Annotated in this window: 10 protein-coding genes and 1 pseudogene; 9 read left to right on the top strand and 2 right to left on the bottom strand. The window is 44.7% G+C overall.

From position 1 onward, the window contains the following. Window positions 1-347: 347 nt before the first annotated feature. The 9 genes and pseudogenes from urtA (at window position 348) to ACT3RN_RS05635 (ending at window position 9,510) form a co-directional block, all read left to right on the top strand. On the top strand, window positions 348-1,700 hold the full coding sequence (gene urtA, locus ACT3RN_RS05675) for an urea ABC transporter substrate-binding protein (RefSeq protein ID WP_192519390.1): 1,353 nt from the start codon (window positions 348-350) through the stop codon (window positions 1,698-1,700). Window positions 1,701-1,870: 170 nt separating this feature from the next. Beyond that, entirely contained in the window at window positions 1,871-3,703 is a 1,833-nt protein-coding gene (gene urtB / locus ACT3RN_RS05670; RefSeq protein WP_225739172.1) for an urea ABC transporter permease subunit UrtB, read from the top strand. Window positions 3,704-3,713: 10 nt separating this feature from the next. Continuing rightward, window positions 3,714-4,784: an urea ABC transporter permease subunit UrtC gene (gene urtC, locus ACT3RN_RS05665; RefSeq protein ID WP_192519389.1), complete on the top strand. Its 1,071-nt coding sequence runs from the start codon at window positions 3,714-3,716 to the stop codon at window positions 4,782-4,784. Window positions 4,785-4,876: 92 nt separating this feature from the next. Continuing rightward, a pseudogene (gene urtD, locus ACT3RN_RS05660) lies at window positions 4,877-5,638 on the top strand (urea ABC transporter ATP-binding protein UrtD); the annotation flags it as partial. A 74-nt stretch (window positions 5,639-5,712) separates the two neighbouring features. Further along, window positions 5,713-6,411: an urea ABC transporter ATP-binding subunit UrtE gene (gene urtE, locus ACT3RN_RS05655; RefSeq protein ID WP_192519387.1), complete on the top strand. Its 699-nt coding sequence runs from the start codon at window positions 5,713-5,715 to the stop codon at window positions 6,409-6,411. A gap of 290 nt (window positions 6,412-6,701) precedes the next feature. Further along, entirely contained in the window at window positions 6,702-7,586 is an 885-nt protein-coding gene (gene lgt, locus ACT3RN_RS05650) for a prolipoprotein diacylglyceryl transferase (RefSeq protein ID WP_192519386.1), read from the top strand. A 45-nt stretch (window positions 7,587-7,631) separates the two neighbouring features. Then, on the top strand, window positions 7,632-8,492 hold the full coding sequence (locus tag ACT3RN_RS05645) for a thymidylate synthase (RefSeq protein WP_192519385.1): 861 nt from the start codon (window positions 7,632-7,634) through the stop codon (window positions 8,490-8,492). A 67-nt stretch (window positions 8,493-8,559) separates the two neighbouring features. Then, window positions 8,560-9,129 carry a dihydrofolate reductase gene (locus ACT3RN_RS05640; RefSeq protein WP_192519384.1) on the top strand — a complete coding sequence of 190 codons (570 nt, stop codon included), beginning with the start codon at window positions 8,560-8,562 and terminating at the stop codon, window positions 9,127-9,129. 6 nt (window positions 9,130-9,135) lie between these two features. Then, the gene (locus ACT3RN_RS05635) at window positions 9,136-9,510 is read left to right on the top strand and encodes a TonB family protein (protein WP_192519383.1); all 375 of its coding nucleotides are present in this window, start codon (window positions 9,136-9,138) and stop codon (window positions 9,508-9,510) included. An 11-nt stretch (window positions 9,511-9,521) separates the two neighbouring features. Here the strand turns inward: ACT3RN_RS05635 and uvrC are convergent, their stop codons facing one another. Together uvrC and ACT3RN_RS05625 are read right to left on the bottom strand one after the other, a co-directional pair. After that, window positions 9,522-11,366: an excinuclease ABC subunit UvrC gene (gene uvrC / locus ACT3RN_RS05630; protein ID WP_192519382.1), complete on the bottom strand. Its 1,845-nt coding sequence runs from the start codon at window positions 11,364-11,366 to the stop codon at window positions 9,522-9,524. 162 nt (window positions 11,367-11,528) lie between these two features. After that, a complete protein-coding gene (locus ACT3RN_RS05625; protein ID WP_192992208.1) occupies window positions 11,529-13,046 on the bottom strand; it encodes a DUF3360 family protein in 1,518 nt (505 codons plus the stop codon). Window positions 13,047-13,191: the final 145 nt, after the last annotated feature.

Genomic DNA, 13,191 nt, shown 5'->3' with positions numbered 1-13,191 from the left:
GATAAAAATGACCACGCCATTCGACTAAGGCCAGGAAAGAGTCAGAAGCAGTATAACTCAATACATTAAAAATAATACCGTAGCGTTTTTGCAACTTTTTAGCAACAAATGTCTTTATAAATAGAAACGCTCTGTTTCTATCGTTTGTATTATTTCGCTATTTATTCCCCTTTATGGTGCAACTTGCCAAAATCCATGCACTATATTAAAGATAAATCTTCATAAATTTCAATTATTAAGCCGTTATTTGCCAAATAGCTGGACTTTTTGATTGGCACGAAACTTGAACTATTAATCACTGTTAAGTAACAGCAATTTTATCTTTTGTGTTTATTTAGGAGATGTCCATGTTTTCGTTACCGACTCTAACTAGCCCTCAATTTAGTGAATCAAACCCTCACAACAAACTCAAATCACGCGTGTCATTATTGACCATTGCCGTGGCGGGTAGCCTGAGTTTAATTGGCTGTCAAAAGCCTGCAGAGACTACACCCTCAACCGAGACAACAGCCGAAACCACTACAGAAACAACGACTACCCCTGCTGCTGATGGTGACACGATCAAAGTGGGTATATTGCATTCGCTATCTGGCACCATGGCCATCTCTGAAACGTCTCTTAAAGACACTGCATTAATGACCATTGACGAAATCAACGCCAATGGTGGTGTGCTCGGTAAGCAACTAGAGCCAGTCGTCGTTGATCCCGCTTCTGATTGGCCATTGTTTGCTGAAAAAGCACGCCAACTACTTACTCAAGACCAAGTAGATGTTATTTTTGGTGGTTGGACGTCTGTATCACGCAAGTCCGTGTTACCAGTGGTTGAAGAGTTAAACGGCTTAATGTTCTATCCAGTACAGTACGAAGGTCAAGAACAATCAGAAAATATCTTTTATACAGGCGCGGCACCCAACCAACAAGCCATTCCAGCCGTCGAGTATTTGATGAGTGAAGAAGGTGGCGGTGCAGAGCGCTTTGTATTACTAGGTACCGATTACGTCTATCCACGCACCACCAACCAGATTTTAAAAGCATTTTTGAAATCAAAAGGTATCGCTGATGAAGACATCATGGAAGAGTACACGCCATTTGGTTTTAGTAACTATCAAACCATCGTCTCCAACGTCAAAAAGTTCTCAACGGGCAAAAAGACAGCGGTAATATCGACCATCAATGGCGACTCAAACGTTCCGTTCTATCGTGAGCTTGCCAACCAAGGTATTGACGCCGCAGATATTCCAGTCATGGCGTTCTCAGTTGGTGAAGAAGAACTGCGCGGTATCGATACCAGCTTATTGCAAGGACATTTAGCGGCATGGAATTACTTTATGTCGATTAAAAACCCAACCAACAGCGAATTCACCAAACGCTATAAGCAATACGCACTAGACCAAAACCTACCCAATGCTGAAAAAGTCGTGACCAATGACCCAATGGAAGCCACCTATGTGGGCATCAATATGTGGAAACAAGCCGTCGAACAAGCTGGCACCACCGATGTCGACAAAGTACGTATTAGCATGGCAGGACAGACGTTTGATGCGCCATCAGGCTACACACTAAAAATGGATGAAGAAAATCATCATCTATGGAAACCCGTTATGATTGGTCAAATTCGTGCTGATGGACAATTTGATACGATTTTCAAAACGCCAGAGGTGATCCAAGCACAGCCATGGAGTGAATACATTCCGAAATAAATCTCTTACCTCAAAATTGGTAGTGCTAGGCGCATGAAACAGTACAGCGCCTACGCTCTACCTTTATTTTCAACCTATTTAGATGACTGTCGAATAAATTGAAGACATACCCGAATACGCTAAGTAATAGAACCTAGAATTTGTTGACCGTGAAGAACAGGGAGCCGCACATGCAGCGTCACATCTTATGCCCCACTGCAGGACAAACAGCATCTACTAAGCATGGCAATCATCAACAAGCACCAATAAGTGGGCTAATAAAGCACGCTGCGATTTTTCCAATATCTATATCTCTGCGGCTACTTGCTTTGACTGCACTATTTATAACAATTTTTGCCACTTCTGCACATGCGCACCATGACGGTCCAGCACATGACCATGATACGAATGCTGCGCATAGCGAGCAATCACAGATCACGCCTGCAAGCGTATCTAGCTCTACTCAAGCCACCACCTCAGATACTTCAATAGCAAACCCTGAAAACTCAAACGACACCATTGAGCAATTTGTAGCAGGTGACTTTAGCCAGCGGCAAGCTATGTTGAGTGATTGGCCAGGAACCGTCGAAAGCTTAGACAATTTGGTTGAATACATTGCCAATGATGAGCTGTATCAGGGCAATGGCGGACAAACTTATCTACTCAATGCCGATGACCAGCTATTTACCTATCCTGATAAAACAGAAACGACCGACTGGCCCAGTGATTTATCCCAAATTACCTTAACCAATGCGTTACGCTCAGCACTTGTATTTGGTCAAGCAAAGGTCAAGCTCGAATCTGACAAGCCCGCACAGCGACTACAAGCAGTCGATATTCTAGCCAACAATATCAATCAAGTAGATCCAACCATTATTACGACAGCAGCAGCAAATGAGGACAATGCGAAAGTCCAAAAAGCGCTGACTGCCCTACAAGCTCGTATTGACTTTAAAAACGGTGATTTACCCACTCAAATAGCAGCCGTAAAGCTACTTGCGGATAGTGATAGCCCACAAGTATTAGTCGATATCGAGTCTGCCCTTGCCGCTGATAATTTGGACTCTGCACTTAAAGCGGCGCTTATCGATGCTGAATCCAGCGTGTCACGCCGTATTGAAATCAGTACATGGACAGGTCATATTTTCACAGGTATGAGTACGGCCAGTATTTTATTGCTAGCGGCGCTTGGCCTTGCGATTACCTTTGGACTTCTCGGTGTGATTAATATGGCGCATGGCGAGCTGATTATGATTGGTGCTTATACCACCTATATGGTTCAAAACGCATTTCAAGCTTATCTGCCAGATATGGCAGGCTGGTATTTGCTTGCTGCTATTCCAGCGGCATTTTTAGTCAGCGCTATTATCGGTATGATTATTGAGCGCATTGTGATTCGCCCATTGTACGGTCGTCAGCTAGAAACCCTATTGGCGACCTTTGGGGTGAGTCTGATTTTAATGCAGTTAGTACGGATGATTTTTGGTGCGCAAAACGTCGAAGTCAGTAACGTGGCTTGGTTAAGCGGTGCATATCAAGTGTCATCGAGCCTTGTACTGCCTTACAACCGTATTGCCATCATTGTGTTCACTGTCATCGTCGTGGCACTGTTGGTGTACTTGCTCAACAAAACTCGCTTTGGATTATTTATACGAGCAGTGACACAAAACCGCCAAATGGCGAAAGCAGTTGGTATTCCTTCTGCGCGTATCGACATGATGGCCTTTGGCTTAGGCTCTGGACTTGCCGGCATGGCAGGCTGTGCGCTTGCTCAAGTGGGCAATGTGGGTCCTGACTTGGGTCAAACCTATATCATCGATACTTTCTTAGTCGTCGTGGTAGGCGGTGTCGGTCAAGTATGGGGCGCAGTATTAGCAGCCTTAGGACTCGGTGTCAGCGGCACGGTGCTTGAGATTGGTATCGGTGCAGTCTTGGCCAAAATCGTATTGTTGGTTCTTGTGATTCTGTTTATTCAGAAACGGCCACAAGGTTTGTTTGCACTCAAAGGCCGCTTTGTCGAATAAGGAGACTCCTATGATATTGACTAAACTGCTGTCTGATACACCGCGTGGTGCCGTGTTAATTGGTTTATGTTTTGCCGTACTATTAATACTACCTTGGCTACATCTCATACCAGAAACCTCAACATTTCATCTTTCAGCTTACTGGATTACGCTCATTGGTAAAATAATGGCACTGGCTATGGTCGCTTTGGCATTAGATCTCGTATGGGGTTATGCCGGTATCTTGAGCTTGGGACATGGTCTCTACTTCGCCTTGGGCGGTTATGCATTTGGTATGTATTTAACGCGCGAAACAGCAGGCGATGCGCTTCCAGACTTTATGCGATTTTTGAGTTGGACGGAAATACCATGGTATTGGGCTGGCACCCAAAATTTTTGGTGGGCAACAGCATTAGTAGTCTTAGTGCCAGGCCTCATTGCCTTTATATTTGGCTTCTTTGCTTTTCGCTCCAAAATCAAAGGCGTTTACTTTTCGATCATCACTCAGGCGATGGTCTATGCAGCCGCATTATTGTTTTTCCGTAACGAAACTGGCTTCGGCGGCAACAATGGATTTACTGGTTTTACCACCCTGCTAGGCTACGACATCACCGCTGCCTCTACCCGTTCAATGCTATGTTTCGTCACAGCCTTGGCGTTATTAGTATCTTATATGGGTTTGCGTCATTTGATGAATCAACCATACGGACGAGTACTTGGTGCTATTCGCGATGGCGAAAATCGCTTGCAATATTTAGGCTACCGAACATTATGGTACAAGCTATCTGCTTGGGTACTATCAGCCGTCATTGCAGGCATCGCAGGCGCACTCTATGTACCACAAGTAGGCATTATCAATCCGAGTGAAATGAATCCAGTTAATTCTATCGAGATGGCAGTTTGGGTAGCGACAGGTGGTAGAGGCAAATTAATTGGAGCAATCTTAGGAACCGGTGTGGTCAATTCGGTCAAAACTTACTTCACTGTCGCCTACCCTGAGTTTTGGCTATTGATTCTAGGTGGACTGTTTGTCGTCGTCACGCTGTTTTTACCCAATGGCATTATGGGTCTGTTTGACCGCTTCAAAAAGGAGAAGTATTGATGTTAAAGGACAAACTGTTATCGGTTGAACAACCTACCAAAGAACCGTCTGAATTTGACCACACTGATGGTCGTGATGGTCTCACTCATCCCAAAAAATCAGGTGCTGACTTTAGTCATGGTATTGCTCTATATCTAGAAGAATTGAGCGTTTGGTTTGATTCATTTCGCGCACTCAACGACTTATCGTTATACATTGAAGAAGGTGAGCTACGCTGCATCATTGGTCCAAATGGTGCGGGCAAAACCACCCTGATGGACGTTATCACTGGTAAAACTCGCCCTACAGAAGGTAGCGTGTTTTTTGGGCAAACCCATAACCTTGCCAATATGTCGACCGAAGAAATCGCTGAAGCGGGCATCGGTCGTAAGTTTCAAAAACCGACTGTCTTTGAAAACTTTACAGTAATGGATAATTTGTTATTGGCTGCCCCCAAAGACAAGCGTGTCATGCAAAGCTTATTTAACAAACTCAGTGCTGATACTCGCGATACGCTTGACGCTACCCTACAACAAATCCGCCTGACCGACAAAATCAACAAGCCAGCCGGATTGCTTTCACATGGTCAAAAACAATGGTTAGAAATTGGCATGCTGTTAATGCAAGGCCCCAAGCTAATTTTGCTTGATGAGCCTGTGGCAGGTATGACTGATGCAGAAACTGAGCATACTGCCGAGCTGTGCTTACGCCTGAAAAAAAACCATACCTTAGTCGTCGTCGAGCACGACATGACTTTTATTGATGCTATTAGCGAAAAAGTTACTGTATTGGCACAAGGTGCAATTTTGGCCGAAGGTACTTTAGCCGAAGTGCAAGCCAATGAAGCGGTGATTGAATCCTACTTAGGTCGATAGAAAGTGATTTAGATAAATCAGATAATATTAGAGAGTTGCATCTTAGGAGAAGATTTAAATGTTAGGAGACAGCCATGCTAGAAGTTAACGCTATCAACCAATACTATGGTGGCAGTCATATTTTACGGGACGTCTCGCTGACAGCACCCGTTGGCGAGTGCAGCGTGGTACTTGGTCGTAATGGTGTGGGCAAAACTACCCTACTCAAATGTTTGATGGGAATACTGCCTATCAAATCAGGAGAAATTCTACTCAATGGCAAAGACATCAGCAAACTGTCTCCTGAGCAACGAGTAAGGGCAGGTCTCGCTTATGTGCCCCAAGGCCGCGATATCTTTTCGACACTGACCGTAGAAGAAAACATCTTAATCGGCATGGCCAAATTTTCACGCAGTAAGGCCAAGCATGTACCCAAACATTTATATGATATTTTTCCGGTACTTGATGAAATGAAGCATCGCCGCGGTGGTGATTTATCTGGCGGTCAGCAGCAGCAACTGGCCATCGCTCGCGCTTTAGCCTCCGAGCCAACGGTGCTAATTTTGGATGAACCCACCGAAGGTATTCAGCCATCTATCATTAAAGATATTGGCCGCGTGCTACGAGACTTAGCGGACAAAGGCGACATGGCGGTTGTATTGGTCGAGCAGTTTTACGAGTTTGCTGAGGAGCTGGCAGATAACTACACTGTCTTGTCACGTGGCAAAGTAGTATCTCAGGGCGCAGGCGATACGATGGTCGAAAACGAAGTACAGGATTTGGTCGCCATTTAGTGATATTCACTCATAACAACCTTATAGTGATTAGAGCGTGTCTTTATTTTAAATAATGATAATTGACATAAGACAACGCTCTATATCTCGTTATAAAACCTTTTTGCAATCACAACGGTTTGTCCTATTTCATTTATTACCTTACTGGCTTCCTACCCTATACATTCTCCCCTGTATCAACCGTTCAACTTCTCGATGTTAACTGCTTGGCATCATAGCAATTGTGTATGCTGGGCGCATGAAATTTGCTATGATAGTCAGCACTTTATTACCAATATTATGATGCCATTATGATGATTCACCCTCAGTATGATCCTGTAGCATTAGCCATTGGGCCTGTTGAAGTCCATTGGTATGGGCTAATGTATTTGCTAGCATTTGCTGCCGCTTACGGACTAGCGTGGTATCGCAGCACCAAACGCGATAACTGGACTAGCGACATGGTATCCGACCTAGTGTTCTTTGGTGCACTTGGTGTGATTTTGGGCGGCCGTATCGGCTACGTCTTGTTTTATCAATTCGGTGAATTACTACAAAACCCTGCGTATCTATTTAAAGTCTGGGAAGGCGGTATGTCATTCCATGGCGGCTTGATCGGCGTCATGCTTGCGATGTTTTATTTCGCTCGTAAGTATAAGAAGACCCCATTCCAAGTATTGGATTTTATCGTGCCATGTGTACCAACTGGCCTATTATTCGGACGTATCGGCAACTACATAAATGCCGAGCTGTGGGGCCGTGTCTCTGACGGTGGCTATAACTGGCTCACTTACTTCCCACAGGCGGCTAGCGTTGACATGCAGCAGCTACAGGCTAACCCTGCGCTACAAGACATTATGACTGAAGTCAATGGTCAGTACCTATTGCCTCGTCATCCTTCACAACTATATGAAGCACTTGCTGAAGGGCTGCTGTTATTCTTATTATTATGGTGGTATTCCTCAAAACCACGTCCTCGCATGGCAGCAACAGGCGTGTTTATGTTGGGTTATGGCGTGAGTCGTTTTATCATCGAGTTCTTCCGTCAACCGGATATTGACCAAGGATTCATCTTTTTAGGCTGGATAACCAAGGGGCAAATGCTCAGCGCTCCGATGATTGTTATCGGCTTTATCCTACTCATCTATGCCTACAAACGCGGCATCTATGACTGGGGTAAGCAAGCGGCTTATTAAGCTACATATCTAACAGCATATTAAACCATACCGACGAGCATTTTTATGATTAACAGCAATAACGAGCAGGGCTATTTAGATTTGCTCCAACACGTTTTGACCACAGGCACCGAAAAAGGCGATCGTACTGGCACTGGTACGCTAAGCCACTTTGGCGCACAGCTACGCTTTGATTTGGCGTCAGGGTTTCCGCTATTGACCACCAAAAAAGTTCATTTCAAATCCATCGCTTATGAGCTATTTTGGTTTTTGAGTGGTAGTACTCACGTCGATTATCTGCAAGCCAACGGCGTGCGCATTTGGAATGAGTGGGCTACTGCCGAGCAGACGGCACGCTTTGACCGTCCTGCTGGTGACTTGGGGCCTGTCTATGGTCATCAGTGGCGCAACTATGGCGCAACGAAAGACGATGCTGGTAATTATAATGCGGATGGTGTCGATCAAATCACTCAGGTCATTGAGCAAATAAAGACCAACCCCAATTCACGACGCTTGATTGTATCTGGCTGGAATCCAGGCGAGGCCGATCAAGTTGCCCTACCGCCTTGTCATACCATGTTTCAGTTCTTTGTCGCGGACAATAAACTGTCATGTCAGCTCTATCAGCGCTCAGCAGATTTATTTTTGGGTGTACCATTTAATATTGCTAGCTATGCGCTACTTACCCATATGGTCGCGCAAATCTGTGGTTTAGAAGTCGGCGAATTCATCTGGACAGGTGGCGATTGCCACATTTATCAAAACCACCGTGAGCAAGTTGAGCTACAGTTGACACGTTCGCTATATACACTGCCTACATTGGTACTCAACCCTGATATTGATGATATTTTTGCCTTTACCTACGAAGATATTAGTGTTGAAGGTTACGAGTCACATCCTGCTATCAAAGCCAAAGTGGCTGTATAGCAGCACTTGTTTGATTGACTGCTGTAAATCAGCTTAGCATTATAAAAAATAATAAAAAGGATAGATTATGAGTTATGCCCACACCGAAGTTGCCCAAATCGCCGCGATTAGTAGTAACCGCTGTATCGGTAAGGATAATGAGCTGCCGTGGCATATCTCAGCAGACTTACAGCACTTTAAAAAAATGACGACCAAACAAAATGATGGCGGGATACAAGGTATCGTCATTATGGGTCGTAAAACCTTTGAGTCGATGGGCAGCAAACCTTTGCCAAAACGTGTGAGCTTTATCATCAGCAGCCAACTGGATTATGCGGAACAAAAAGACCTAGTTAGCAAGGACAATGCTCATGTGGTACATAATCTAGACGATGCGCTGACACAAGCAGCCAGTCTGGCACATGGCGCGCATCTTGACACCATTTGGGTCATTGGCGGCGAGCGTGTCTTTAGTGAAGCATTAATGTATACCGACCGCATCGAATTGACCCACGTCGATACCGAAATTACCGATGGTGATGCGTTCTATCCTGAGTTACCAAGTGAATTTGCAGTAGTAGAAGAGTCTAAGCAGATGCACGATGAGAAAAGCGCGTTGGATTTTAAATTTGTGACTTATAAAAATGCGGAGAAATAAGAAGTAATGAAAAAAACTTTACCATTTTTACTGCTCTTCGCATTTATGACAGGCTGCCAAAGTCTACCTCAACGAGAGCCTGTTATAGTTCCTCCTACAGTTATGCGCTCCGTAGATTTTACTCTCCCTTCTCAAGCATCGAGAAGGATGAACTTTGGAGAAAGTTTGGACCTTATACTTACATTAAATATAAATAAGAAAGGCACAGTTGACAGGGCTAGTATTCAGAAATCGTCAGGTAATCGACACCTAGATAGAAAAGCCACTATACAGGCCCGCAAAATGATATTCCATGCGGCCACTGAAGACGGTAAATTCATAGAATCAACTGTAAGCTTACCTATTGTTTACAAAATGGTTGAAGTTGATATGCACCACTGAGCTATATCTATTTACTCATGCAATACTTTATAAACCGTTTTTGCGAGCACAGGACCAATACCTTGCACGCCTGATAGCTCTTGTTGGGATGCGCCAAGTAGTTGCTGCATACCGCCAAAATGATTGAGTAAGTCACGGCGGCGCTTTTCACCCAGTCCGGGTATCACCTCTAGTACCGACGATGAACGACGCTTGTCGCGTTTCTTACGGTGCGCCGTAATCGCAAAACGATGCGCCTCATCACGAATATGCATCAGTAAGTGTAGCGCCTTACTATCCATCGGCAAATCTAAAGGTTCATGATCGATAAAGTGCAATACTTCAAGCCCAGCCTTGCGCCCTTCCCCTTTTGCCACACTAATGAGCAAGGTGTCACTCAGAATGTCCAACTCGGTCAGCACTTCTTTAGCAATACCTAGCTGACCTTTGCCGCCATCAATCAATAGTAAATCAGGCAATGGCTGTTTCTTATAACGTCGAGTCAGCACTTGTTTCATCGCTGCATAGTCATCACCGCCTTGGATGTCATGGATAGCGTATTGGCGATAATCCCGTCGGCGCGAGCCACCTTGATCGAACACCACACAGCTGCCAATGGTCGCCTCACCCATGGTATGAGAGATATCAAAACACTCAATCCGGTCAATGGTACGCTCGGTGACATCGGTCAATACATCTTTTAGTGCCCCGAAGCGCGCATGCAACTCTAAATAGTCGCCTAGCTTGGTTTTTAGCGCATTATTAGTGTTCAGTTTTGCCAAGTCTAGCCATTCGGCACGGTGCTCACGCACATTGGTTTTGATAACCACTTTACTACCGAAATGCGTCGCCAGTGCTTCACTGACCGCCACCTGATCGGGTAATTCGTGACTCAAGATAATCTCTGCAGGCAAATCATCCGTTACCTGAAAGTAGAATGAAGTAATAAAAGCAGAGAGATTGTCCGCAAGCGATTCGCTGCTGTCGACATCAGGGAAGTAATTCTTACCGCCTAGTACGCGACCGCCACGGACGGTCAGTACATTGACACAGGTCATACCTGCCTGACTGGCAATGGCTATCACGTCGGCCTCACCTTGTACGGTATAGACAGCCTGCTTGGCCTGCACCTCACGCAGCATAGACAGCTGATCGCGATAAAAGACCGCTTTTTCAAAATCCAACTCTTCGGCGGATGCTTCCATCTTTTCAATCAGTGCGCTATGAATGTCGCTAGAATCACCCTTTAAAAAGCGAATGGTGTTATTTACATCTTCTGCATACTCGTCAGGTGATACCAAACCCACACAAGGGGCACGGCAACGCTTAATCTGATATTCCAGACAAGGGCGCTTACGTTGTTTAAAAAAAGTATTGGTGCACTGGCGCATTTGAAACATTTTTTGCATCAGCACCAAGGTTTCTTTTGCCGCGTGAGCAGAGGGAAACGGCCCAAAGAATCGACCTTTTTGATGATTGCCTTTACCGCGCCCATAAGCCAACCTTGGATAAGGCTTGTCTGCTGAGATAAATACATACAAGTAAGACTTATCATCACGCAATAGCACATTGTATGGCGGGCGATACTCTTTAATCAGGTTTTGCTCAAGCAGCAATGCCTCGGTCTCACTACGGGTGATAATGGTTTCAATATCATGAATCCGTGCCACTAGTGCCCGAGTCTTTGGATGATCGATTGTCTTAGCGAAGTAGCTATTCACACGGCTCTTAAGCGATTTGGCTTTACCCACATACAGGATATCACCGTTTTTACCCAGCATCTTATAGACGCCTGGCAAATTTGGTAGACGTTGAATCAAATGTTTAAGACGGGCTTTTTTATCATCGACAGGACTAGATTCTGAGACATTGACCATAGAATTTATTGCTCTCAAGATACTGATATATAGCTAGTTATGGGGCGGTAGTAAGCGTTTTGCAAGCCAGTTATCATGACAGCGTTGCCCATAAAAAAGCCAGCACCAAGGCTGACTTTTATTGACTAACAAACTGCTGTTATTAATGCCAATTGATGAAAGTTAATGACGGAAGTTCTCCATCAATGCTGGGATGCCTGGTAGCATACCAACGATAGCCATGACACTGGTCAATACCACAAACATAATACCAGGTATGATCCAGCGGCTCATTTTCGTTAAATTAGAACTACGCTCTTTAGAGCCAATCAAACCTAAATTATCAAGCAATAAAGTAATTGACCAACCGAATGCTGGGTTAACTAGCGCAGATGCGAATACGACAATAGCGGCAGATTGCGTGGTTTTGCCTTCTCGAGTCATCTCCATGCCAGCTTCTAGCAATGGGATAAATACACCCACAATCAATGCAACACACATCACTGGCTGCCAGATAGCCAGATCCATTGGATAGCCCCACACCCCTGCGATAATACAGAATAAGGCCGTTAACAAAGCACCGGCAGGAATTGGACGCTTGGCAATTGCCGCTGGAACAATGTAAGTACCCCATGATGATGCAAAGTTAGCACCACCTAGTACAGAGCCTGCGACCTGACGAATTGAAGCACTGGTCATTGTATCATCGATATCCATTAGCACTTTTTCAGTACGTTTAGGATAGCTGATTTTTTGGAATACTTGATGACCTAAGAAATCTGGCGACCACATCGCAACGGCTAAAATAGCAAACGGCAATACCACAATAAAGCTTTCAACTGTTGGTAGTCCAAGCATCCAACCTGTGTTTTCACCCCACCAATACATAGGGTTCATATGTGGTAAACCTGGTGCTGTTTTAAACTCAAAAGGTGCACCCAGTGCAAAGGCAAGTCCACCACCTAACACACAGCTTAGTGGGACTGCTAGCCAGCGTTTTTGCCAATGTTCTAGTAATGCGTATAACAAAATCGTTGCTAGAATAATAAAAAAGGCAATATGCGACATGCCGATACTCTCTGACCAGGCAAACAAGTTTTTAACCTGTGAGGTGGTACCGATAAACCCTAAGTAAATCAAAAGGCCACCGCACACACCCTTACTGGTTAAGTTGGCCAGCAAGCTCCCTCCTTTACTGATAGCAAGCAGCAAACCAAAAGCACCAATCAATAGGCCAAAAGCCATTGGATGCCCGCCAGCGGCTACTACAATAGGGATAAGTGGGATGAGAGGACCGTGAGTACCAGCAAGGTTGGCCGTCGGTAGTAAAAATCCTGAAAACAAGATAATAAAGAATGAAACGATTAATAGCTCATAACGAACGTTCTCTAAAACAAACGCGTCGCCCAAACCAAGCGGACCTGCAAATGTTGCGGCAATCGCGCCTACCATAACGACTTTACCAATCGTCGCGGCCATGGCTGGAATGGTATCTTCAAATTCAAAACGGTAATCACGGAATGGTAAATTGGCGCGCCAGCGTTTTGGCTGCATGATTTGTAATTCATGGTTTAGATAATCATCACGACTTTCAAAACTCGAACTTGGTTTGTGCAAATCAAGATAGCTATCTGATAGCTCCGTGTCATAATTAGACGGCTGCTGATTAGACCCTGGAGAAGGGATCTGAGTGTTACTCATCACATTTCCTTGTGTCGACTGAGGCTTTTGTTTACTGATAATTTATTAATGTGACTCTATATAAAATAAAGTAACCATTAAAAATTGCAAGCCATTGTATGACATGGGAACTGGAAATGCGAGCATATAAGTATGTAAAGATGCT

Origin of the sequence: Psychrobacter sp. AOP5-GZ1-6 (assembly GCF_052376345.1) — a bacterium.
Classification (GTDB): domain Bacteria; phylum Pseudomonadota; class Gammaproteobacteria; order Pseudomonadales; family Moraxellaceae; genus Psychrobacter.
This window is presented reverse-complemented; position numbering and strand designations above follow the sequence as displayed.